We start from the raw sequence: 24,478 nt of genomic DNA, 5'->3' as shown, positions 1-24,478 counted from the left end.
CCTGTTCAGCGCACGCGCAGCAGGCGCACGCCATAGATGTCGAAGCGGTTGGATGGGCCATCGAGGCCGCCGGCCGCGCTGAAGCTGCTGTTGCTCTGCAGGTAGCTCATATTGTAGAAGTCGCTCATCTCGACGCGGTAGGCGCCGTTCCCTTTCAGCTTCACCGCCAGCGGCGTCGAATACACCGTCGGCGTATGCGCCTTCTCGATGCGCGCGTGCGGCAGCTGCACCACGCCCTGCGCGACGATGGCGCCCGACTCATCCTTGACCGTCAGCCATTTTACGCCACCGCTGATGCCCAGGTTCACCTGGTTGGCGCCGTTGTGATAACGGACCTGCACGACGTAGTCGCCGGCCGCCGGCACCTTGATGTCCCTGACGCTGAAGCGGTCCTGCGGCTTGCCCCAGCCGGCCAGGCGGGCTTCGTCGAAGCGGGCGTTCGGTGCAGCCAGCGCCACGTCCGCGCTCACGCGCTTGTCCGTGGCCGGGATCTCGACGCCGGCATCCATGCAGCGCGGCCGGCTGTGGTGGCTGCGGTTGCCCGAGCCCGTGAATTCCGCCTCGACGGCATAGCAGGCGGTGGCGGAGGCCTTGCCGTCGACCCAGGCGCCGGCCGGCAGCTTCGAGGCCACCAGCTTGCCGTCGCGGTAGACGTTGTAGCGCACATTGCCGGTGTCCTTTGCCTGGATGGTCAGCGCGGCATGGCCGGCGCCATCGCGCTTCAGGTCGGCGATGACCGGCTCGTGCGGGCCGAACACGGCCGGCGTCTCCACATAGGGATCGGCGTTCACGCGCCGGATCGCCTGCTCGCCGGTCTCCAGTTTGCCGAGCACGATCTCGATCCGGTTGTCCGCCGCCAGCGCGCCCCACGGGATGCTGCTGCCGGCCGGCTTGCCGTTCAGGAGGATGCGCTCGACGGTATATACGCCGTTCGCGCCGTTCGTGCCCGCCGCAGCGCGCGCGGGCAGGCGCAGGGTCACATCCAGCACATGGCCCTGCAGGCGCAGGTTGTTCAGCGAAGCCGCATCGCCGGCGGCGAACAACTTGGCGCCCAGCCTGGCCGTCACGAAGGGCTGCAGGGCGATGCCCTCATTGGTGGTCGAGACCCCGAACACGTTGCGCACCACCATGCCCAGGTAGGCGCCGACGGACCACAGCTGGCGCCGCGAGTTGATCACCGGCCCGATCAGGTTGGTATGGGCTTCGTCCAGCAGCAGCGGCTGGCCGGACAGCCACTCGAGGTTCTCCATGTTCGACATGTTCAGGGCCGCGCCGCGCATCAGCGAGTCGTAGGCGGCGTCGGCGACGGCCACGTTGCGGCCCGCTGCCGCGGCGCGCAGGCCATACGCCGTCACGAAGGGCCACATGGCGCGGTTGTGGTAGACCGGCATGTCGAGCTGCTGCGGCCAGATCACCGGCGCGCCCATCGGGCCGTGCGGATAGCTGGCCAGGATGCGGCGTGCGCGCTTGTCGTCGGCGATGCCGGTGAGGATGGCGAGCGATTGTCCCAGCCAGTCGAACTTGTGCATCGGCGCGCCGTCGAAATGGGCGGCGGTGAGGCTGCTGTACATGCCGGCGTCGTCCAGCCACAGGCGGGCGTTGACGGCGCGCTTCAGGTCTTTGGCCCAGCCTTCGTAGCGTGCCGCACGCGTCGGATCTCCCTGTTCGCGCGCCAGCCTGGCGGCCAAGCTCAGGGCCTTGTAGTGGCCGGCATTGGTCGACAGCGCCTTCGAACTCGCCATCGAGGCCAGGTCTTGCGGGATCCACGAAGCGTAGCTCTGGTCGCGCCAGTCGAGGAAGGATTCCTCGCCCGTGTACAAGCCGGTGGACTTGTCGAAGGCGGCGATGCGGTCGTTGTCGATCGTGTTCGACAGGGCCTTCAAGGCGGTGGCCGCGAAGGCCTTGCGCTCGGCGGGCGGCAGCGACTTCAGCACTTCCTCGGCGGCGAAGGCCCAGGTAATGCGGTCGGTGCTGACCGGCCAGCTGCCGCCGCTGCCGGTGTCCTGCACGATCTGCAGGCCGTCCGGCGTGCCGGCGATATGCGGCGCCTTCGGCACGCCGTCGCGCCAGCCGGACAGCTTGAAGAGCAGGGAATTGCGCACCCGCTGCGGGTCGAGCATGGCCAGGCCGAGGTCGGCCGCATAGGACAGGTCGCGGGTCCAGACGTAGTGCCACTTTTCTCCGGTCTCGAAGCAGTCGCAGGGAATCGCGTTGTTGCCGTTGTAGTTACCGTCGCGGATCTCCTGCACGGAATCCTGGCGCATCTCGTGGGCGGCCAGGGCGAACAGGGCATCGAAGGCCAGGTTCCCGCTGCGCACGCGGGGAAGCAGCGGGTCTTCCCGATATGTCAGGTATTGCGGACCGGGATCGCGCAGCTGCATGGTGGTCGAGTGCGCGTAGCTGCGCAGCGGCGCCTGCGGATCCTTCACCGAGAAGCGCGCCGTCTCCTGTTTGCCGTCCCAGGTCGGGAAGCTGAGCGATGCGCTCGCGCCGGCGCCGGCGTGGGGATCGGCGGCCGGTCCGCTGGACGGCGTCTCGACGCGGCTGACGCTCAGCACCGGCCTGGCGGGATCGGAGGCGTCGACGCGGAAGTGGAAGGTCGCGGTCTGCCTGGTGAACAGATAGTCTTCGGGGCCGGCCTCGGTGGCGAGCGGATAGGCCTTGTCCGGCGCCACCGCCACGCTGGCCGACGGATTCGCGACCCACTCGGCGTTCCAGTCCTTGCTGCCGATCTTGAAGGCGTGGTTGCCGGGGCTGACCAGGATGTCGGTTTCGTAGATGCCCTTGCCCTGGTAGGCGAGCCGGTTGTCGGTGCCCCAGCCGTTGAAGGCTCCGCGGACGTAGATGTCGTAGCGCAGCGGCGGCGCTTCGGCGGCGATGGCGGGAAGGGTTTGCGCGGCGAAGGCCGCGGCGATGGCAAGAATGGTCGGCTTCATGGGTAGGGCGGGCACTACGTCAGAGTTCCAGGATGAGGGTCGATTTGGCCGGCAACCTGATCTCGTCCTTCAGGGAATAGGTCTTCCCGCTCAGGACATCGCGCCCGGACGCCACGCCCGACAGCATCTCGTGGAAGCGCCCCGCATCCAGCACGGTCTCCTTGTCGTTCGCATTGAAGGCCACCATCACCTTCTTGCTGTCGTCGTAGCGGAAGTAGACATAGGTATTGTTCTCCGGCCCATAGTGCATCAGCTTGCCGTGATGGATGACGGGGCTGTTCTTGCGCCAGTTGACCAGCTTCTTCACGAAGTCCTGGGCCTCGCGCTGGCGCGGCGTGAGGCCGGCGCCGGTGAAGGCGTTGACCTTGTCGCCGGCCCAGCCGCCGGGGAAATCGCGGCGGTAGCTGTTGTCGTCGCGTTCCTTGGTCGCGCTGGTCATCAGGATCTCGTCGCCGGTATAGAAGTGCGGGATGCGCGGCATCGTCATCACGAAGGCGATGTCCATCTTGTAGCGGTCGTAGTCTTCGCCCACGACGCTGTAGATGCGGGCCATGTCGTGGTTGGCCTCGAACAGCACCAGGCGGCTCGGGTCCGGATACAGGTAGTCGAGCGACAGGGTCTCGTAGACCTCGCTGAACCTGTTCCTGTTGTATTTGTTGTCGTCCGAAAGCGCGCTGCGCATGGCTTCCGTCAGCGGGAAGTCCATCATGCTCGGCATGTGGCTGACGTAGCCGTCGAAGTTCACCTTGCCGCGCTGCCAGTGCGAGACCACGGCCGGCAGCCTGCTCCATTCCTCGCCCACCATGTTCAGCTGCGGGTACTCGGCCATCAGGCGCTTCGTGTACTCGGTCAGGAAGGCGCCGTCGGAATAGCCGAAGGTGTCGATCCGCAGGCCGGAGAGGCCGGCGTATTCGATCCACCAGATATTGTTCTGGATGAGGTAATTGGCCACCAGCGGATTGGTCTGGTTCATGTCGGGCATGCCGGGGCTGAACCAGCCGGTGGTGAAGTTGCTGGCGTCTTCCTTCGAGGCGTAGGGATCCTGCACGGCGGTGCGGTGGTGCTGGGTCGCGACGAACTTGCCGGCATGGTTGATCCAGTCCGGCGTCGGCAGGTCCTTCATCCACCAGTGGTTCTTGCCGATGTGGGACAGCACCACGTCCTGGATCAGGCCGATGCCGTGCTTCTTCGCTTCCCTCGACAGGCGCAGGTAATCCTCGTTGCTGCCGTAGCGCGGGTCGATCTTGTAGTGGTCGGTGGCGGCATAGCCGTGGTAGGAGGCGGCCGGCATGTCGTTCTCCACCAGCGGCGTCGGCCACAGCTGGGTGAAGCCCATGCCGGCGATGTAGTCGAGGTGGTCGATGATGCCCTGGATGTCGCCGCCGTGGCGGCCGTGGCCCAGCTTGCGGTCCAGTTTGTCGGCCATGCCGGCCACGCTGTCGTTGGAGGGATCGCCGTTGGCGAAGCGGTCCGGCATGATCTGGTAGATCGCATCCTTGGTATCGAAGCCCTTGCGCTGGGCGGAGCCGTTCTCGCGCGCCAGCAGGCGGTAGTCATACGAGGTGCTGCGCGCCGCCGCGTCGCCCTTGCCGCGCAAGTCGATGCGCAGGCTGCCCGGCACGGCTTTGCTATCGACGACCAGGTCGATGAACAGGTAGTTGCGGTTGGCGACCCGCGTCACCTGGGCGATGCGCACGCCCGCATAGTCGAGCGCCGGCTCGAGGTCGGCGATGGCCGGACCGTGGATCATCAACTGCAGGCGCTGGTCGTGCATGCCGGTCCACCAGAAGGGCGGGTCGACGTGGTCGATGGCGGGCGCCTGGGCCCGCGCGGCGCCGCTGGCGAGGAAGGCGTTACCGATGAGGAAGCTGACGAGGGTGCGGCGGATGGTGGTGGGCATGAAAGGTCTCCGTAAGTAGCGCAACTACATCGGCTGGCGGACGCAAGCGTCCTGGAAAGTGTGCCGGCATTGCATTATTGCCCAGAGAATACACCAGCAAAGATGTGTCTTCAACGACAGTGATTATTTGAACCTCTAGTTTTGCTACACCATTTCTAAGGCATACATACGTGTCGCCGAGCACCTGTCTTGACATAGGCTGAAAATCTACTACGGAAATTTGCACCAAATTGGTGCGAAATCAAACATTCTTGGTGCAAAGTAATGTGTTTGTAGTACGACTACATCGTCTGTATGCGTGCTTTGTAGCTCGAATACAACGATATATGGCCTCACTCTAAGAAAAGCGCGTAAAAAATCGACATTCGCGTAGTCGAAGGCAAGTTCCGTTGACAGTGCATCTAGTTTTAGTACAGAATCGTTAGCAGAACGTCTAAGAACGTTTGCTTCTGGCTCCCGTAGTGATGGCTCTCCGGCTAGTGTTTTCGGGAAAAAACATAGATTTGAACGATTTGAGGGGACAAATGAACCTTATCAATAAGCGCGCGGCGCGCACTGTGCCGGGCAGCATTGCATTCAAGCTCAGCCCGGTTGCAGCAGGCTGCGCCGTCTTCATGGCCCTGAGCGGTCATGCCGCGCTCGCGCAGGAGACCAGCAGCCAGGACGCTGCCGCTACCGGCGCCACCAATTCCGGCATCTCGACCGTGACCGTGACGGGTATCCGCCGCGGCATCGAGGCTGCCATCTCCGTCAAGAAGAACAACGACTCGATCGTCGAAGCGATTTCGGCCGAAGACATCGGCAAGCTGCCGGACCAGTCGATCGCCGAGTCGATCGCCCGCCTGCCTGGCGTGACCGCCCAGCGCGACGCCCACGGCAACGCATCCGTCATCTCGATCCGCGGCATGTCCCCGGACTTCTCGACCGGCCTGCTGAACGGCCGCGAGCAAGTCTCGACCGGCGACTCGCGCGGCGTCGAATTCGACCAGTACCCGTCCGAGCTGCTGTCGGGCGTGGTGATCTACAAGACCCCGGACGGCGCCCTCGTCGGCCAGGGCCTGTCGGGCACCGTCGACCTGCAGACCGTGCGCCCGCTGGACTTCAACAAGCGCGTCATGGCGGTCAACTACCGCCGCGACAAGACCGGCCTGGGCATGGATAACGAAAAGGGCCACGGCAACCGCTTCACCTTCTCGTACATCGACCAGTTCATGAACCGCCAGATCGGCGTGGCCTTCGGCTTCGCTCGCCTGCAGGGCAAGAGCGGCGATACCACCCGCTTCGAAGGCTGGGGCAACGGCACCACCACCTACAACGGCCAGACCGTCAACGTCCCGTACAACGGCTTCAACTCCTGGACCGACAAGTACGAGCAGGACCGCAACGGCTTCATGGGCGTCGTGCAGTACCGTCCGAGCAAGGACTTCACCAGCACCGTCGACCTGTTCTACACCAAGTACAACAAGGACACCCGCACCCACGGCATCCAGATGCCGCTGTTCGACAATCCGGGCAATCCGCTGTACGACCGCCCGGGCCAGCTGGTCAACGCGACCCTGTCGGGCAACAACGTCACCGCCGGCACCGTCAACAATGTGCGCGCCGTCGTCCGCAACGACGCCGTGGCATGGAGCGACACCAGCAAGTCGATCGGCTGGAACAACAAGCTGCGCCTGAACCAGGACTGGACCGCGAGCCTCGACCTGTCGTTCAACTCGGCGGAGCGCACCGGCACCAACATCGAAACCTATGGCAGCTCGGCCGCGACCAACCTGGCCAGCGTCCAGTTCACCGCCGGCAGCCACACCTTCGTGCCGAACCTGAACTACGCCGACACCAATGTCGTCAAGCTGACCGACCCGCAGGGCTGGGGCGGCTCCGACATCCAGGCCGGCTACGTCAAGTTCCCGCATAACTACGACAAGATCAACGCGATCCGCCTGGACGCTACGCGCGACCTGCCGGAAGGTATGTTCTTCAGCAAGCTGACCACCGGCGTCAACGTGTCGAGCCGTTCGAAGACCCGCGAGTACACCGAGAACCTGATGTCCGTGAAGGGCGGCGCCGGCAATCCCTACGCCAGCATCGCGTTCCCGTCGGGCAGCGGTGCGGCCATGGCCGGCGACAGCGGCATCAACGTGCTGACCTTCGACCCGGTCGCCAACATCGGCAACCTGTATGACCTGAAGCGCAAGGATCACCCGGACATCTGGAACAAGGACTGGATCGTCAACGAGAAAGTCGCGACCGCCTTCGCCAAGCTGGGTATCGACTCGCAAGTCGGTTCGATCCCGCTGCGTGGCGCCCTCGGCCTGCAGATGATCCACACCAAGCAGGATTCGACCGCGTACTCGGTCGACAAGAACGGCGGCACCAGCGATGCCAATCGTCCGACCGCACCGGTTTCCGACGGCACCAGCTACAACGACTTCCTGCCGAGCCTGAACCTGATCGGCGACCTGGGCAACCAGCAAAGCCTGCGCTTCGGCCTGGCCAAGATCATGGCCCGTCCGACCCTGAACGACATGCGCGCCAGCGGCAGCTTCGGCCTCGACGCGACCCGCGGCATCTACAGCGGCAGCGGCGGCAATCCGAAGCTGGATCCGTTCCGCGCCAAGGGTGTCGACCTGTCGTACGAGAAGTACTGGGACAGCAAAGCCTACGTCAGCGCCGCGGTGTTCTACAAGAAGCTCGATACCTATGTCGTGAACGTTGCCCGCACCGTGGACTTCACGCCCTTCCTGCTGCCGAGCACCGTCAAGGCGCCGACCAATATCGGCCTGTTCACCTCGCCGGTGAACGGCAACGGCGGCAACCTGAAGGGTATCGAACTGGCCGCATCGCTGCCGCTGAACACCCTGACCCGTTACCTGGACGGTTTCGGCGTGGTGGCCAACGCTTCGCAGAACGCCAGCGCCGTCAACCTGCCGGACATCGCCCAGGGCGGTTCGGGCACGATGGGCCTGCCGGGCCTGTCCAAGCGCGTCGCCAGCCTGACCCTGTACTACGAGAAGAACGGCTTCTCGGCACGTGCGGCTGAGCGCTACCGCTCGGACTTCATCGGCGAAGTCTCCAACAACACCGGCGACCGCGAACTGAGCTACATCCAGGGCGAGAAGGTGCTGGACCTGCAGTTCGGCTACGAGTTCCAGAGTGGTCCGATGAAGGGTCTGTCCCTGCTGCTGGAGATGAACAACCTCAACGACGCGCACTACATCCGCTATCGCAAGACCAAGGATAACGTCATCGAGGACACCCGCTTCGGCCGTACCGTGCTGTTCGGTCTGAACTACAAGCTGTAATCCTGTGTTGGCGTGAGCCGATAGGTCGTATATAAAGCCTCTTGCCCGGCGTCGCCGCGCAAGAGGCTTTTTCCATATGCTGGCAGAACAATGAAAACCGAGACCCCCCTGAAGAACATCGTCATCGTCGGCGGCGGCACCGCCGGCTGGATGACGGCCGCCTCGCTGTCGCATCTCCTGCGCGGCAAGTACGCGATCCGCCTGATCGAATCGGACGAGATCTCCACCGTCGGCGTCGGCGAATCGACGATCCCGATGATCCGCCTGTTCAATACCACCCTCGGCATCAACGAGGATGAATTCATGCGCGAGACGAAGGCCACCTTCAAGCTCGGCATCGAGTTCGCCGACTGGGGCAGGGCGGGCGAGCGCTACATGCACGGCTTCGGCGTCCTCGGCCAGCCCTTGTGGACACTCGAATTCTTCCAGTACTGGCTGCGCGCCTGGCAGGCCGGCAAGGCGCCCGACCTCGAGCATTACTCGCTCAACCGCATGGCGGCCAGGGCCGGCAAGTTCATGCGGCCGCAGCCCGAGATGCCGAATTCGCCGCTGGCCGACATTCCCTACGCCTTCCACCTGGATGCGGGCTTGTACGCGCGCTACCTGCGCAAGTTTGCCGAGAGCCGCGGCGTGGTACGGTCCGAGGGCAAGGTGGTCGAGGTGCGCCAGCACGACAATGGCTTCATCGAATCGGTGGTGATGGAGAACGGCCTGGCGATCGGCGGCGACCTGTTCATCGACTGCTCGGGCTTCCGCGGCCTGCTGATCGAACAGACCTTGAAGACCGGCTTCGAGGACTGGAGCCACTGGCTGCCCTGCGACCGTGCCTGGGCCGTGCCCTGCGAGTCGAACGGGAAGCTGCAGCCCTATACGCGCGCCACCGCGCGCCCGGCCGGCTGGCAATGGCGCATCGGCCTGCAGCACCGCACCGGCAACGGCCACGTGTACGCGAGCCGCTTCATGAGCGACGACGAAGCCGCTTCCATCCTGATGAAGAACCTGGACGGCAAGGCCCTGGCCGAGCCGCGGATGCTGCGCTTCACGGCCGGCAAGCGCAAGCAGGTGTGGAACAAGAACGTGGTCGCGGTGGGCCTTTCGTCCGGCTTCCTGGAGCCGCTGGAATCCACGTCCATTCACCTGATCCAGTCGACCGTCTCGCGCCTGCTGAACTTCTTCCCGGACACCGGCTTCGACCAGGCCGACATCGACGAATTCAACCGCCAGTGCGAATTCGAGGTCGAGCGCATCCGCGACTTCATCATCCTGCACTACCACGCGACCGAACGCGGCGACACGCCGTTCTGGGACCATTGCCGTACCATGGACATCCCGGACACCCTGCGCCGCAAGCTGGAGCTGTACAAGTCGAACGGCCGCGTGATCCGCGAGAACAACGAGCTGTTCACGGAAGTCGGCTGGCAGCAGGTATTCCACGGCCAGGGCGTGCGCCCGCGCGGCCACCATCCGCTGGCCGGCCTGCTGGACGAGAAGGACCTGCTCGGCTTCCTCGGGAATATCGAGCAGGTGATCGGCAAGTGCGTCGACGTGATGCCGACGCACGACGATTTCATCGCCGCTATCGTTGCGGCGGCCCCGCCAGATACTGCTCGTCGCTGACCTTCTCCAGCCACACCACGTTCACGCCGTCCAGCGCCTCCTGGATGGCGATGTGCGTCATCGAGGTAGTCGTCGATGCGCCATGCCAGTGCTTGTGGCCGGGCGGACACCAGACCACGTCGCCGGCGCGGATCTCGACGATGTCCTCTCCCTCGCACTGTGTCCAGCCGCAGCCGGCGGTCACCACCAGGGTCTGGCCCAGCGGATGCGTGTGCCAGGCCGAGCGCGCCCCCGGTTCGAAGGTGACGCTGGCGCAGGACACCCGCGAGGGTTCGGGCGCGCTGTTGAGCGGGTCGATGCGGACGGTGCCGGTAAAGTACTGTTCCGGGCCCTTCATCGAGGGCTGGGAACCGACGCGTTTGAGATGCATGATCATTCCTTTCGTTTTGCGAAGACGTCCTTGAAGACCGGCATGGCCGAGAACACGTTCGGCCAGCCGGCGTAGAAGGCGAGCTGGGTCAGCGCCTCGGCGGCCTGTTGTTCGGTGAGGCCGTTGTCCATGGCGCGGTTGAGGTGGTAGGTGACCTGGGCGACCTGGCCGTTGGCGACCAGCGCGCTGACGGTGACCAGGCTGCGGTCGCGCGGCGCCAGGCCGGGACGCAGCCACAAGTCGCGGAACAGGGCTTCGGTCGTGTACTGCACGACACCCGGCGCCACCTTGCCGAAGTTTTCCTCGACGCCCCTGGCGCGCGCCGCCTCCACCTTTTCGTCGAGCGGCAGCGGTGCAGGCCTGGCCGGCGGCAGCTGGGCCATGTCGATCTTCCGCTCCGCGAACACGGCGCCGGCGGCGGCATCGGCGGCGGTGGCGTTGGCCCAGCCCGAGTAAAAGGCCAGGTGGGCGATCAGTTCGGCGATCTCGCCCGGCTCGAGGCCGCTGTCGAGCGCGCGGTTCAGGTAGAAGGGCAGTTCGTGGGCCTGGTTCTTCGCGACCAGCACCGACAGGGTGACGATGCTGCGGTCGCGCGCCGACAGGCCGGGGCGCCGCCACAGGTCGCCGAGTAGCAGGTGCCGGGTATAGTGGTCGAGTGCGGGTGTCATCGTGGATTTCTCCTTCTTGATCGGCGCGGCATGCCCGTCGGGCTGCATGAGGGCGCAGCAGAGCAGGGCGGCCAGGGCGATGCTGTTTGCCGTCATGAGCGGCTCCTGGCTGAAAATGTCACTATAGCCAGCACCGACTCATGAGAGTAGTCGCTACTTATTCAATAGCGATATGAAGAAATTTCACTAATCCGCCCGATAACGCAGTGCGTCGACCACCAGCGCAAAGGCCGGCGACGCTTGCCGCCGGCTCGGATAGTAGAGGTGGTAGCCGGGATAGGTGGGACACCAGTCTTCCAGCACGCGCAGCAGGCGGCCGGCGGCGACGTGTTCGAGCACCATGTCGTCCGGCAGCGTGGCCAGGCCGGCGCCGTCCAGCGCCGCCTGCAGCTTCTGCGGCGTGGTATTGAAGATGGCCTGGCCCTCGACCTGCACCTGCAGCGGCTTGCCGTCCCTGGTGAATTCCCACGGCGCCAGCCCGCCATGGGTCGCCAGGCGAAGGTTGATGCAGTTGTGGCGGGTCAGGTCCTGCGGCGTTTGCGGCAGCGGCCGTCCGGCCAGGTAGGCGGGACTGGCAACCACGGCCCGCTTCATGTCCGGCGAGATGCGCACGGCGATCATGTCCTTGGCCACCTGGTCACCTAGGCGCACGCCGGCATCGAAGCGCTCGGCGACGATGTCGATCAGGCCGTAGTTGATGCTGATCTCGACCCTGAGGTCCGGATAATCGGCGAGGACCTTCGACAGCTTCGGCCACAGGATGGTGCCGGCCGCGTGGTCGTGGGTGGTGATGCGGATGGTGCCGGCCGGCTTGCCGCGCGCATCGCCCAGCGCCGCCAGCCCGGCTTCGATGCCCTCGTAGTGCGGCTCCAGCGAGGCGTACAGCTTTTCGCCGGCCTCGGTCGGGGACACGCCGCGGGTGGTGCGGGTCAGCAGGCGCACGCCGAGTTTCGATTCCAGCGCGCGGATCGTGTGGCTGAGCGCCGACTGCGACACGCCCAGCTGGGCCGCGGCGCGCGTGAAGCTGCGCTCGCGGGCGACGAGGATGAAGGCTTGCAGGTGGTTGAAATCGGGACGGGACATGGCAGCTAGGGTGGACGGCTCGATCGCGAAGAGATGAATTATCGTAAAGCATCTGCCGTCCACGCGTGGGCGGCGCGAACGTTGTTGCGGGGCGCACTTCGGCGAAAAAGCCGCCCACCCGACGTAAATAATCGCGCTTCGCAAGCCATGAAAGAGTAAACTGCAGGTTTGCCTTCGATTTTTAAGAGAATTTCCTACATGCATGAAACCCCGCTCCCGACGTTTGCCGACCTGAACCTTCCCGCGCCCGTCCTCAAGGCGCTGAAGGACGTCGGCTACGAAACGCCGTCGCCGATCCAGGCCGCCACCATTCCCCTCCTGATGGAAGGCCGCGACGTGCTGGGACAGGCCCAGACCGGCACCGGCAAGACTGCCGCCTTCGCGCTGCCGGTCCTGTCGCGTATCGACGTCAAGAACCCCGCCGTGCAGGCGCTGGTGCTGGCGCCCACGCGCGAACTGGCGATCCAGGTGGCCGAAGCCTTCCAGAGCTACGCCACGCACATGAAAAACTTCCACGTGCTGCCGATCTACGGCGGCCAGGCCTACGGTCCGCAGCTGTCGGCGCTGCGCCGCGGCGCGCAAGTCGTGGTCGGTACGCCGGGCCGCGTCATCGACCACCTGGACAAAGGCACGCTCGACCTGTCCCAGCTGACCACCCTGGTGCTGGACGAGGCCGACGAGATGCTGCGCATGGGCTTCATCGACGACGTCGAGCGCATCCTGCAGGAGACGCCGGAGTCGCGCCAGACCGCGCTGTTCTCGGCCACCATGCCGCCGCAGATCAAGCGCATCGCCAACACTTACCTGAACGAGCCGAAGGAAGTGACGGTGGCCGCCAAGACCACCACCGCGGTCAACATCACCCAGCGCTACTGGCTGGTGGCCGGCCTGCAGAAGCTGGAGGCGCTGACCCGCATCCTGGAAGCCGAGCCCTTCGACGGCATGATCATCTTCGCCCGCACCAAGCTCGGGACCGAGGAGCTGGCCTCCAAGCTGCAGGCGCGCGGCTTCGCGGCCGCCGCCATCAACGGCGACCTGGCCCAGCAGCAGCGCGAGCGCACCATCGAGCAGCTCAAGAACGGCAAGATCGACATCCTGGTCGCCACCGACGTCGCCGCGCGCGGCCTGGACGTCGAGCGCATCACCCACGTGATCAACTACGACGTGCCGTCCGATCCGGAAAGCTACACCCACCGCATCGGCCGCACCGGCCGCGCCGGCCGCAGCGGCGACGCCATCCTCTTCATCACCCCGCGCGAGCGCGGCCTGCTGAAGGCGATCGAGCGCGCCACCCGCCAGCCGGTCGCCCCGCTGACCCTGCCGACCATCAAGGCCGTCAACGAAGTCCGCATCGCCAAGTTCAAGGACCAGATCGGCGAGGCCCTGGCCGCCGGTGGCCTGGAGATCTTCCGCCAGCTGATCGAAGACTATGAGCGCGAGCAGAACGTGCCGGCGATCGACATCGCCGCCGCCCTGGCCAAGCTGAACCGCGGCGACGAGCCGCTGCTGCTGGAGAAGCCGGACCGCGAGCCGAAGCCGGAGTGGAAGGAGCGCGAGCCGCGCCCGGAATGGCGCGAAGATACGCGTCCGGCCCGCGCCGGCCGTGAAAGCTTCGGCCGCGAAAACTTCGGCAACGACGAGCGCCCCGCGCGCCCGACGCGCGAAGGCTTCGCCCAGCCGCGCGAGAGCTTCAAGAAGGAGCGCGTGATGCGCGCGCCGGAACCGGGCATGGCGACCTATCGTATCGAAGTCGGCCACGCGAACAGCGTCAAGCCGGGCAATATCGTCGGCGCGATCGCCAACGAAGGCGGCATCCCGTCGAAGGAAATCGGCCGCATCGAGATCTACGACGACTACTCGACCCTCGACATGCCGGCCGACCTGCCGCAGGACCTGCTGCAGCACCTGCAGAAGGTGTGGGTGGCGGGCCGCCAGCTGAACATCACGCGTGACGGCGAGGAGCCGATCAAGGCGGCGCCGAAGAAGAAGTTTGGCGAGAAGAAGCCGTACAAGAAGGGCTGAGTTACCAGTCATTCCCGCGAAAGCGGGAATGACGTTTACACCTTGCTGGTCCGTTTTACACTTCAGTAGTCTGTTGTTTGACTACAAAATCACCCCGTCATCCTAGGTGTTGTCCTGATTGACACTCAACAATCCCCATGTTACTTTGCTACATGGAGGTAGTTCGGCACGAGTCCGGGCACCGTTAGGGGACACAGATGGAAATGCACACTCATTCGCTCAAGCCGCGCCTGTCGTTCTGGCAGTTGTGGAACATGAGCTTCGGCTTCTTCGGCATCCAGTTCGGCTTCGCCCTGCAGAACGCCAATACCAGCCGGATCTTCTCGACCCTTGGCGCTTCGCCCGACGACCTGGCGCTGTTCTGGCTCGCCGCTCCCGTCACGGGCCTGCTGGTGCAGCCGGTGATCGGCTACCTCAGCGACAATACCTGGCACCCGACCTGGGGCCGCCGCCGTCCCTTCTTCTTCATCGGCGCCATCCTTGCCGCGATCGCCCTGTTCCTGATGCCGAATTCCGCCGCCGTCTGGATGGCGGTGGCCGTGCTGTGGATGATGGATGCCGCGATCAACGTGTCGATGGAGCCCTTCCGCGCCTTCGTCGGCGACAAGCTCGATCCGTCCCAGCAGACCGCCGGCTTCGCGATGCAGACCTTCTTCATCGGCTGCGGCGCGGTGATCGCTTCGCTGCTGCCGCAGATCTTCGCGCATTACGGCGTCTCGAACGTCCCGCTGAACGGCGCGATTCCGGATACGGTGAAGTACTCCTTCTACGTCGGCGGCGCCGTGTTCCTGGCAGCCGTCAGCTGGACCGTGTTCACCGCCACCGAACTGCCGCCGCCCGACCTGGACAGCTTCAAGGTCCAGCGCCAGCACGCGCGCAGCTTCGGCGTGGCCCTGCGCGAGATCGTCGGCGGCTTCAGCCAGATGCCGAAGACCATGGTGCAGCTGGCCTTCGTCCAGTTCTTCACCTGGATCGCGCTGTTCGCGATGTGGATCTACACCGGTACCGCGATTGCCGACAACGTCTACGGCACCGTCGACGCGCAATCGGTGGCCTACCAGGACGCCGGCAACTACGTCGGCGTGATGTTCGCGGTGTACAACGGCGTGTCGGCGCTGGCCGCCTTCCTGCTGCCGGTGCTGGCGCGCGCCACCAGCCGCAAGACCTGCCACACGATCTGCCTGGCGCTCGGCGGCCTGTCGCTGGCCAGCATCTTCTTCATCCACGACAAGCAGGCCCTGATGCTGCCGATGATCGGCGTCGGCATCGCCTGGGCCAGCATCCTGACCATGCCGTATGCGATCCTGGCCGGCGCGCTGCCCGCCAACCGCATGGGCTACTACATGGGCCTGTTCAACTTCTTCGTCGTGATCCCGCAGATCGTCAGCGGCCTGCTGCTCGGCTTCTTCACCAAGCACTTCTTCGGCGGCCACACGGTGCTGACCCTGGTGCTGGGCGGCGCCTGCATGGTGCTGGCGGCCGTATTGACGATGTTTGTGACGGACCAGGCCGAGAAGTAAGCCTGCGCCATCATTTCGGCTCCTGTCCTATCATGAAGGTTTGACAACAAACCAAGCATCGATACAGGAGCACGAGATGACGATTCAGACAGTAGCGACCTCGCCGTTCTCCGGACAGCGTCCCGGCACCTCGGGTCTGCGCAAGAAGGTGACCGAGTTCCAGCAGCCCGGCTACCTCGAAAACTTCGTCGAGGCGATCTTCCTGACGCTGGGCGACTGCAGCGGCCGCACCCTCGTGCTCGGGGGCGACGGCCGTTATTTCAACCGCGACGCGATCCAGACCATCCTGCGCATGGCCGCCGCACACAAGATGGCGAAAGTGCTGGTCGGACGCGGCGGCATCCTCTCCACCCCGGCGGTGAGCTGCGTGATCCGCAAGCGCGGCGCCTTTGGCGGCATCGTGCTGTCGGCCAGCCACAATCCGGGCGGCCCGGACGGCGACTTCGGCATCAAGTACAACATCGAGAACGGCGGCCCGGCCCCCGAAAAGATCACCGAGGCGATCTTCGCGCATACCCAGGCCTTGAAGGAATACCGCATCAGCGACGCCGGCCCGGTCGACCTCGACCGGATCGGCGCCAGCCGTCTCGAAGAGATGGAAGTCGAGGTCATCGACCCGGTCGCCGACTACGCCGAATTGATGAGCCGCCTGTTCGACTTCGACGCCATCCGCGCGCTGTTCCGGAGCGGCTTCACGATGCGCTTCGACGGCATGAGCGCCGTCTCCGGCCCCTACGCGAAAGCCATCATCGAAGGCATGCTCGGCGCACCCGCGGGCACCGTCATCAACGCCGAGCCGCGCGAGGACTTCGGCGGCCACCATCCGGACCCGAATCCGGTCAACGCGGCCGAGCTGGTGGCGCTGATGAACGGCCCCGACGCTCCCGACTTCGGCGCCGCCTCGGACGGCGACGGCGACCGCAACATGATCGTCGGCAGGAACCTGGCGGTGGCGCCCTCGGACAGCCTGGCCATCATCGCCGCCAACGCCACCCTGGCGCCGGGCTACCGCGACGGCTTGAAAGGCATCGCGCGCTCGATGCCAACGTCAACGGCGGCCGACCGCGTGGCCGCAGCGCTGGGCATCTCCTGCTTCGAGACCCCGACCGGCTGGAAGTACTTCGGCAACCTGCTCGACGCCAATCTCGCCACCCTGTGCGGCGAGGAGAGCTACGGCACCGGCTCGAACCACATCCGCGAAAAGGATGGCGTGTGGGCCGTGCTGTTCTGGCTGAACCTGATCGCCGCGACCGGCAAGCCGGTCAACCGGATCGTGCAGGAACACTGGGCCCGCTTCGGCCGCAACTATTATTCGCGCCACGACTACGAAGCCGTCGACGCGGCGGCCGCCGACCGCATGATGGTCGACCTGCGGGCCGGGCTGGAATCGCTGGCCGGCCAGGTCTTCGGGAATTTTCGCGTCTCGCAGGCCGACGACTTCGTCTACACCGACCCGGTCGACAAATCAGTCGCCACGCGCCAGGGCATCCGCATCATCATGACCGACGGATCGCGCATCGTGCTGCGCCTGTCCGGCACCGGCACCGAAGGCGCGACCGTGCGCGTCTACCTCGAACGCTACGAGGCGGACCCAAAACGCCATGATCTCGATACCCAGGACGCGCTGGCGCCCTTGATTGCGATTGCGGAGCAGGTGTCGGAGCTGAAGCAGCGTACCGGGCGTAACGAACCAAGTGTTATCACATGATCCGTCATTAACCATAAAGGACCCTGAATGAAATTCTCCGCCCTTGCCGTCTCCCTGCTGCTCGCCTTCGGCTCCGCGTCCGCCGCTCCGGACCTATCGCCCATGAAAGGCAAGCCCTTCACCTGGGAGAACGCGACCGTCTACTTCCTGCTGACGGACCGCTTCAACAACGGCAACCCGGCCAACGACCACGCCTATGGCCGCAAGGACGACGCGGCCGTCGCCCGCGGCTTCATGGGCGGCGACCTGGCCGGCGTGACGCAGAAGATCAAGGAGGGGTATTTCGACGACCTGGGCGTGGACGCGATCTGGATCACGCCGCCGGTCGAGCAGATCCACGCCGGCACCGATGAGGGCACCGGCAAGTCCTACGGCTTCCACGGCTACTGGGCGCGCGACTTCACCAGCCTCGACGCCAACCTCGGGACTGAGAAAGACATGCACGAGCTGGTGGATGCCGCCCACGCGCGCGGCATCCGCGTGCTGCTGGACGTGGTGATGAACCACACCGGCCCCGTCACCGCGGAAGATCCGGCATGGCCAGCCGAGTGGGTGCGCACCTCGCCGACCTGCACGTATAAAGACATGGCGACCACGGTCAGCTGCACCCTGGTGAAGAACCTGCCGGACTTCCGCACCGAGAGCAACGAGAAGGTCGACGTGCCGCCGGCGCTCGCCGCCAAGTGGAAGAAGGAAGGCCGCTACGAGCGCGAAACAAGGGAGCTGGACGACTTCTTCAAGCGCACCGGCTACCCGCGTGCGCCGCGCTACTACCTGATGAAATGGCATGCCGACTGGGTGCGCAAGTACGGATTCGACGGCTTCCGCGCCGACACCGTCAAGCACACCGAGCCCGGCGTGTGGAAGGACCTGAAGAAGGTCGCGGGCGCCGCCTACGAGGACTGGAAGCGCACCCCGGCCGGGAAGCAGGCGGTGGCGAAGCTCGGCGACCTGCCGTTCTTCATGACGGCCGAGACCTACGGCTACTCGATCAAGGCCGGCCGCGAGTTCAGCTACGACGGCGGCACCAGGGTCGACTATTACGACAATGGCTTCGACAACATGATCAACTTCAGCATGGCGCGCGACGCGGCCGGCGGCTACGAACAGCTGTTCTCCGGCTATTCGGCGGCGCTGAACGGCCCGCTGAAGGGTGTGTCGGTGCTGAACTACCTGGATTCCCACGACGACGGCCATCCTTTCGACGCCATGCGCGAACACCCGATGGAAGCGGCCAACAAGCTGCTGCTGGCGCCGGGCGCGGCCCAGATCTATTACGGCGACGAGACCGCGCGCGTGCTCAAGATCGAGGGCGCGGAAGGCGACGCCAACCTGCGCTCCTTCATGAACTGGGACCAGCTGAAGAACAACAGCCGCGTCGGCCTGTTCGGCGTGGCCGAAGTGCGCGATCACTGGGCGCGCCTGGGCCGCTTCCGCCACGCGCATCCGGCGGTGGGCGGGGGCGTGCACCAGATGCTGCAGTCCAGCCCCTACGTCTTCAAGCGCACGTATGAAAAGAATGGCGTGAGCGACCGCGTGGTGGTGGCGCTCGGGCTGCCGCAGGACCGCCCGGTGGCGATTCCGGTGGCCGGCGTGTTCTCGGACGGCCAGACGGTGCGCGACTGGTACACCGGCAAGTCCGCCATGGTCTCGGGCGGCAAGGTGAAGTTCGAGCTGGCGGCGCCGGTGGCGCTGATCGCGCTGGACTGATCCGCGCTTCGATCCTCGTATTCGCAGTTGGGGGCACAAAAGCGGCGCTTCGTTCCGCCGTTCTTGTGCCCCCTTGCCGTTTTCCCTACCTTGGGATGCATGACGATCCCACACTTGCTGAACATCCTCGTCCACGTCCTGGCCGGCAGCGCCGCCATCGTCCTCGGCATGTATGTGCTGTGGAAGCCGAAGGACGCAATCCTGCACCGCCGGCGCGGGCGCGTGTTCGTGCTGCTTACCGCGGTGGTCTGCCTGAGCGCCGCGATCGGCAATGCGGTGTTCCGCTCCCTGCCCCTGTTCGCGGTGCTGACCGTGCTGGTGTCCTACCAGCTGCTGAGCGGCTGGCACGTCATCTACACGCGCGGCGCCGGCCCGGACAGGCTCGATGCCGGCCTGCTGCTGGGCGCCGCCGCGCTCACCGCCATGCTGGTGCGCCGCCTGTTCGCCGATGGCGCCATGGTGGGCGCGTCGGCATCGGTCCTGTATTCGACCCTGGCGGCGGTGGCGATGCTGCTGGCTTACGATGCGGCGCGCTGGCTGTTCCCGAAGCGCTGGCATGCCAGCCTGTGGCGCTACGAGCATATCTACAAGATCCTCGGCTGCCTGTTCGGGATGCTCTCGGCGGCCGTCGGCAATACGGTCAGGGTAGGGCAGCCCTGGTCCCAGCTGGCGCCGACCGCGATCGGCCTTGCCGTGGTGGCGGTGTGCTGGGTAAGGACCCATCGCGCACAGCGCCGTATCGACGTGCTCTCCGATCCGGCTTTTCGACAGGCTGGACTGCGAAAATAGCATTCTGTCCTCATCGCCGTTGAGCTCCTTCTCTCTTCTCTCTACATTGACCGGCTACGACAACACCGTTCGAAAGGGGGAAGAGGATGGGCAAGTGGACCAAGTGGGGCTGGGGACTCGTCGCGGCGGTGCTGCTCGCAGTGCCTCTGACTGTGCAGGCGCAGTCGCCGATCGACCTGACGGCGCTCGACCGCGACATGACCGGAGCGCGCGCCCAGGTACTGGTGCTGGGCACCGTACACCTGCGCACCATGCCGAAGAGCTTCGACCCGAAAGCGCTGGACGGTGTGCTGGACAAGCTCGCGGCGTTCAGGCCCGAGATCATCACCGTCGAGAACGAGCCCGGCGAGGAATGCGACCTCGCGCTGCGCCATCCCGCCAAATACGGCGCCGGCTATTGCGACGCGCCCGAGGCGGCAAGAAAGGCCACCGGTCTGGACATCCCCGCCGCGCTTGCCGAGATCGCGAAGACGCTCAAGGCCTGGCCGGCGCAGCCGTCGCCGCCCACGCCGGCCCAGCGGCGCCACCTGGCCGCGTTGTTCCTGGCGGCGCACGAACCCGTCTCCGCCTATGTGCAGTGGCTGCGCCTGCCCGAGGCCGAGCGCCGCAGCGGCGACGGCCTGGACGCCGCCCTGGTCGAACAGCTGGCGCAGATCGGCAAGCGCAACAACGAGAGCTACCAGATCGCCGCCCGCCTGGCCGCGCGCCTGGGCCTGGAGCGCGTCCACGCGGTCGACAACCATACCGGCGACAATATCGACGTCGCGGACGCCAAGGCCTACGTCAAGTCGCTCGAAGCCGCCTGGGCCTCCCACACAGGGTTCAAGGAACTCGAAAAACGCGAGGACGTGCTCAAGCAGGCCCCGGACCTGGTGCCGCTGTACCGCTACGTCAACGATCCGAATAACCTGAAGACGCTCGCCGAAGCCAACGTGGTCCCGGCCATGCGCGCAAACTCTCCGGAAAATTATCCGCGCATGTTCGTCGGCGGCTGGGAAGTGCGCAACCTGCGCATGGTCGCCAACATCCGCGAGACCTTCCGCGAACGCCCGGCCGCGCGCGTGCTGAGCATCGTCGGCGCTTCGCACAAGCCCTGGTTCGACAGCTGGCTGGGCCAGCTGCAGGGCGTCGATATCGTCGATGCGCAAGCGGTGCTGAAGTGATTGCGCGGATAGGCTAGACTCGCAGGCATCGCAATCCGCCGAGGAAGCACGATGCCTGTCCATGTCCGTTCCACCGCACTGCTGTTGAGCCTCGTCCTGGGCGCCGCGCGGGCCGCCGAACCCGCCTACGGCCCCGAGCTCGAGGGCTTCGACTATCCCTACCCGGTGCAGCAGTACCGCTTCACCTCGCAAGGCCTACCGATGCACATGGCCTATATGGACGTGAAGCCGGCCACGCCGAACGGCCGCACCGTGGTCCTCCTGCACGGCAAGAACTTCTGCGCGGCCACCTGGCAAGCGTCGATCGAGGCCTTGAGCAAGGCCGGCTACCGCGTGGTGGCGCCGGACCAGATCGGCTTCTGCAAGTCGACCAAGCCCGAGCATTACCAGTACAGCTTCCAGCAACTGGCCGCCAACACGCATGCGCTGCTGGAAGCGATCGGCGTCAAGAAGGCGACCGTCATGGGCCACTCCACCGGCGGCATGCTGGCGGTGCGCTACGGCCTGCTGTATCCGGACCAGACCGAGCAGCTGGTGCTGGCCAATCCGATCGGCCTCGAGGACTGGAAGGCGCTGGGCGTGCCTTCGCTGGGCGTCGACAAATGGTATGAGCGCGAGCTCGGCACCACGGCGGACAAGATCCGCAACTACGAGAAATCGACCTATTACGTGAACCAGTGGAAGCCCGGGTACGAGCCCTGGGTGCAGATGCTGGCCGGGATGTACCGCGGGCCGGGCAAACAACTGGTGGCCTGGAACTCGGCCCTGCTGTACGACATGATCTACACCCAGCCGGTGGTCTACGAGTTCCCGCTCTTGACCATGCCGGTGCTGCTGCTGATCGGGACGAAGGACAACACCGCCATCGGCAAGGATGCCGCCCCGGCCGAGCTGCGGCCAAGGCTCGGCAATTATGCGGAGCTGGGCAAGCGCACCGCGAAAGCGATCCCGCACGCGACCCTGGTCGAGTTCGAGAACATGGGGCATGCGCCGCAGATGCAGGACCCGGCGGCCTTCCATGCGGCCCTGCTGAAGGGCCTGGCGGGCAAGTAAGGAGAAACCTCATGTTCGTCAACGCAGACTTTTCGCGGCGCGTCATCGTCGAACCCGGCCAGTACGAATGGGTCGCGTCGCCGCAGGCGGGCGTCGAGCGGATGATGCTGGACCGGATCGGCGAGGAGAAAGCCCGCGCCACCAGCATCGTGCGCTATGCCCCGGATTCGCGCTTCCCGCCGCATGCGCATCCGGGCGGGGAAGAGATCCTGGTCCTGTCGGGCACCTTCTCCGACGAGACCGGGGACTTCCCGGCCGGCTGGTATCTGCGCAATCCGCCAGGGACTTCCCACCAGCCCTCCAGTGCCGAGGGCGCGCTCATCTTCGTCAAGCTGCGGCAGATGATGCCGGATGACGAACGGCACGTGCGCATCGATACGCGCGATTCCGCCGCCTGGCGGCGTGAAGGCGACAGGATGGTCTGTCCGCTGTTCTCGAGTCCTGCCGAGCAGGTATGCCTGCAGCGCCTGGAAGCGGGGCAGGTGGTCTTGAACGGGGTCGTTGGAGGCGCCGAACTGCTGGTGCTCGACGGCGAGATCGCCGATCGCGAGCGGCGTTATGGGCCAGGCAGCTGGATCCGCCTGCCTGCCGGCGAACAGGGTGACCTCATCGCCGGCCGGCAGGGAGTGAGCTTCTATTTGAAGACCGGACACCTGGCAAAGCCGGCGTGAAACGCAGGGCATCGACGACGAGGGCAAACGCGGACGACGGCTGGCGGCGACTCGGATAATAGAGGTGGTAGCCGGGGAAGACGGCGCACCAGTCCTCGAGCACCCGCACCAGCCTGCCGTCGGCGACATGGGTCTGCACGCTGTCTTCCAGCATGAAGGCCAGTCCCATGCCGCCCAGGACTGCCTGCAGCACCTGCGGAAAACCGTTCAGGATGAGCTGCCCTTCGACACGCACGTTCAGTTCGCGCGTCCCCTTCTTGAAATCCCAGGGCAGCAGGCCGCCGTGGGTGGGCAGGCGCACGTTGATGCATCTGTGATCGGTCAGATCCTGCGGCTTCGTGGGGGCAGGATGCCCGGCGAGGTAGGCGGCGGAGGCGACCACCGCCATCCTGGCGTCGGGTCCGATGGGCACGGCGATCATGTCCTTTGCCAGGTGCTCGCCCAGGCGCACGCCGGCATCGAAACGCTGCTCGACGATGTCGATCATCCGGTAGTCGGTGTTGATTTCGAGTTCGATATCCGGATAGCTGGCCAGCAGCGGCATCAGCTTCGGCAGCAGGATCGTATCGGCGGCATGTTCCGATGCGGTGATGCGGATCGAGCCGGCGGGCTTGTCGCGCAGTTCGCTGAGTGCGGCAAGGTCGTCCTCGATGCCGTCCAGCCGCGGCCCCACCGTCATCAGCAGCCGTTCTCCGGCCTCGGTCGGCGCCACCTTGCGCGTGGTGCGCGTCAACAGGCGCAATCCCAGCCTCTCTTCCAGCGCCCGGATGGTCTGGCTCAGGGCCGACTGCGACACGCCGAGCTGCGCGGCCGCTTTCGTGAAGCTGCCTTCGCGCGCAACCAGCACGAAAGCCACGAGGTCATCCAGATCCGCTTTCATGATTCATTAGGTGAGCTAATCAAGGCATGCCGATTATACCGTCTTATCAAGCAATGCCTGCCTGGGTACAGTAGTCGGTACAGGAGGAAAAACGATGCAACAACGTGAACTTGGCAAGAGTGGTTTGAAGGTATCCGCAATCGGTCTTGGCTGCATGGGCCTCAGTTATGGCTACGGCCCGGCCGCGGACCGTGACGTGGCAATCGCATTGATCCGCGCCGCGGTCGAGCGCGGTGTCACCTTCTTCGATACGGCCGAAGCCTATGGCGCGAACGAAGAACTGGTCGGCGAAGCGCTGGCGCCGTTCCGCGGCCAGGTCGTGATCGCGACCAAATTCGGATTCCGCAATGGCGATGCGCATGCGGGCCTGGACAGTCGGCCGGAGCGCATCCGTGAAGTGGCGGAGCAGTCCCTCAGGCGCCTGAAGACCGAGCGGATCGATTTGTTTTACCAGCACCGGACCGACCCGAACGTGCCGATCGAAGATGTGGCCGGCGCGGTGCAGGACCTGATCCGCCAGGGCAAGGTCAAGCACTTCGGCCTGTCGGAAGCCGGCCCGCAGACGATCCGCCGCGCCCATGCCGTGCAGCCGGTGACGGCCCTGCAAAGCGAATACTCGATGTGGTGGCGCGAGCCGGAAGCCGAAATTCTGCCGCTGCTGGAAGAGCTGGGCATCGGCTTCGTGCCTTTCAGCCCGCTCGGCAAGGGCTTCCTGACCGGCGCCATCAGCGCGGCGACGCAGTTCGATCCGACCGACTTCCGCAACACCGTGCCACGCTTCAGCCAGGGCGCGCGCGCCGCGAACCAGACCCTGGTCGATCTGCTCGCACGAATCGCCGGCGAAAGGAACGCGACCCCGGCCCAGATCGCGCTGGCCTGGCTGCTGTCGCGCAAGCCGTGGATTGTCCCGATTCCAGGCACCACCAGGCTGCACCGGCTCGACGAGAACATCGGTGCTGCGCCGCTGCAGCTGGAGGCCGGTGAGTGTCGCGATCTGGACGCGGCGCTGTCGACGATTGCTGTGCAGGGGGCGCGTTATTCCGCCGATCGTCAGGCCCTGGTCGGCAAATGAAAGGAGCAAGGACT

17 protein-coding genes are annotated in these 24,478 nt (G+C 65.5%); 11 read left to right on the top strand and 6 right to left on the bottom strand.

What is annotated here, in order from left to right; genetic code table 11:
- Positions 1-5: 5 nt before the first annotated feature.
- Positions 6-2,936, bottom strand: coding sequence for an MGH1-like glycoside hydrolase domain-containing protein (locus AB4Z32_RS19905; RefSeq protein ID WP_442123601.1), 2,931 nt, complete (start codon positions 2,934-2,936; stop codon positions 6-8).
- Between the two features lie 19 nt (positions 2,937-2,955).
- Positions 2,956-4,836: a glycoside hydrolase family 13 protein gene (locus tag AB4Z32_RS19900; protein WP_442123600.1), complete on the bottom strand. Its 1,881-nt coding sequence runs from the start codon at positions 4,834-4,836 to the stop codon at positions 2,956-2,958.
- A gap of 524 nt (positions 4,837-5,360) precedes the next feature.
- Here AB4Z32_RS19900 and AB4Z32_RS19895 point away from each other — a divergent pair.
- Positions 5,361-8,138, top strand: coding sequence for a TonB-dependent receptor (locus tag AB4Z32_RS19895; RefSeq protein ID WP_442123599.1), 2,778 nt, complete (start codon positions 5,361-5,363; stop codon positions 8,136-8,138).
- 90 nt (positions 8,139-8,228) lie between these two features.
- Entirely contained in the window at positions 8,229-9,755 is a 1,527-nt protein-coding gene (locus AB4Z32_RS19890) for a tryptophan halogenase family protein (RefSeq protein WP_442123598.1), read from the top strand.
- Here the strand turns inward: AB4Z32_RS19890 and AB4Z32_RS19885 are convergent.
- From AB4Z32_RS19885 to AB4Z32_RS19875, 3 genes are all read right to left on the bottom strand, one after another.
- Positions 9,715-10,125: a (R)-mandelonitrile lyase gene (locus AB4Z32_RS19885; protein ID WP_442123597.1), complete on the bottom strand. Its 411-nt coding sequence runs from the start codon at positions 10,123-10,125 to the stop codon at positions 9,715-9,717. The two genes, AB4Z32_RS19890 and AB4Z32_RS19885, sit on opposite strands and share 41 nt — an antisense overlap.
- Positions 10,126-10,127: 2 nt before the next feature.
- Positions 10,128-10,889 carry a carboxymuconolactone decarboxylase family protein gene (locus AB4Z32_RS19880; protein ID WP_442123596.1) on the bottom strand — a complete coding sequence of 254 codons (762 nt, stop codon included), beginning with the start codon at positions 10,887-10,889 and terminating at the stop codon, positions 10,128-10,130.
- Between the two features lie 90 nt (positions 10,890-10,979).
- Positions 10,980-11,876 (bottom strand): LysR family transcriptional regulator, encoded by an 897-nt coding sequence (locus tag AB4Z32_RS19875; RefSeq protein ID WP_442123595.1) that lies wholly within the window; start codon positions 11,874-11,876, stop codon positions 10,980-10,982.
- Positions 11,877-12,074: 198 nt separating this feature from the next.
- Between AB4Z32_RS19875 and AB4Z32_RS19870 the strand changes: the two genes are divergently transcribed.
- The 8 genes from AB4Z32_RS19870 (at position 12,075) to AB4Z32_RS19835 (ending at position 22,512) form a co-directional block, all read left to right on the top strand.
- On the top strand, positions 12,075-13,898 hold the full coding sequence (locus AB4Z32_RS19870; protein WP_442123594.1) for a DEAD/DEAH box helicase: 1,824 nt from the start codon (positions 12,075-12,077) through the stop codon (positions 13,896-13,898).
- A gap of 197 nt (positions 13,899-14,095) precedes the next feature.
- The gene (locus tag AB4Z32_RS19865; protein ID WP_442123593.1) at positions 14,096-15,418 is read left to right on the top strand and encodes an MFS transporter; all 1,323 of its coding nucleotides are present in this window, start codon (positions 14,096-14,098) and stop codon (positions 15,416-15,418) included.
- A 76-nt stretch (positions 15,419-15,494) separates the two neighbouring features.
- Positions 15,495-17,126 (top strand): alpha-D-glucose phosphate-specific phosphoglucomutase, encoded by a 1,632-nt coding sequence (locus tag AB4Z32_RS19860; RefSeq protein ID WP_442123592.1) that lies wholly within the window; start codon positions 15,495-15,497, stop codon positions 17,124-17,126.
- Between the two features lie 27 nt (positions 17,127-17,153).
- Positions 17,154-18,836 carry an alpha-amylase family glycosyl hydrolase gene (locus AB4Z32_RS19855; RefSeq protein WP_442123591.1) on the top strand — a complete coding sequence of 561 codons (1,683 nt, stop codon included), beginning with the start codon at positions 17,154-17,156 and terminating at the stop codon, positions 18,834-18,836.
- A 99-nt stretch (positions 18,837-18,935) separates the two neighbouring features.
- On the top strand, positions 18,936-19,625 hold the full coding sequence (locus AB4Z32_RS19850; RefSeq protein WP_442123590.1) for a hypothetical protein: 690 nt from the start codon (positions 18,936-18,938) through the stop codon (positions 19,623-19,625).
- 86 nt (positions 19,626-19,711) lie between these two features.
- Positions 19,712-20,788 carry a DUF5694 domain-containing protein gene (locus tag AB4Z32_RS19845; protein ID WP_442123589.1) on the top strand — a complete coding sequence of 359 codons (1,077 nt, stop codon included), beginning with the start codon at positions 19,712-19,714 and terminating at the stop codon, positions 20,786-20,788.
- Positions 20,789-20,839: 51 nt separating this feature from the next.
- Positions 20,840-21,841, top strand: coding sequence for an alpha/beta fold hydrolase (locus AB4Z32_RS19840; protein ID WP_442123588.1), 1,002 nt, complete (start codon positions 20,840-20,842; stop codon positions 21,839-21,841).
- A gap of 11 nt (positions 21,842-21,852) precedes the next feature.
- Positions 21,853-22,512, top strand: coding sequence for a cupin domain-containing protein (locus AB4Z32_RS19835; protein WP_442123587.1), 660 nt, complete (start codon positions 21,853-21,855; stop codon positions 22,510-22,512).
- On the opposite strand, the gene AB4Z32_RS19830 is transcribed toward AB4Z32_RS19835, so the two are convergent.
- Complete coding sequence (locus AB4Z32_RS19830; protein WP_442123586.1) at positions 22,448-23,392, bottom strand: LysR substrate-binding domain-containing protein; 945 nt, start codon at positions 23,390-23,392, stop codon at positions 22,448-22,450. The two genes, AB4Z32_RS19835 and AB4Z32_RS19830, sit on opposite strands and share 65 nt — an antisense overlap.
- 94 nt (positions 23,393-23,486) lie before the next feature.
- Here AB4Z32_RS19830 and AB4Z32_RS19825 point away from each other — a divergent pair, with 94 nt between their 5' ends.
- The gene (locus tag AB4Z32_RS19825; protein ID WP_442123585.1) at positions 23,487-24,464 is read left to right on the top strand and encodes an aldo/keto reductase; all 978 of its coding nucleotides are present in this window, start codon (positions 23,487-23,489) and stop codon (positions 24,462-24,464) included.
- Positions 24,465-24,478: the final 14 nt, after the last annotated feature.

Source organism: Massilia sp. 2TAF26, assembly GCF_052115005.1.
GTDB lineage: Bacteria > Pseudomonadota > Gammaproteobacteria > Burkholderiales > Burkholderiaceae_D > Telluria.
The sequence above is the reverse complement of the archived record's forward strand: the minus strand, read 5'-3'. Positions and strand labels throughout refer to the sequence as shown.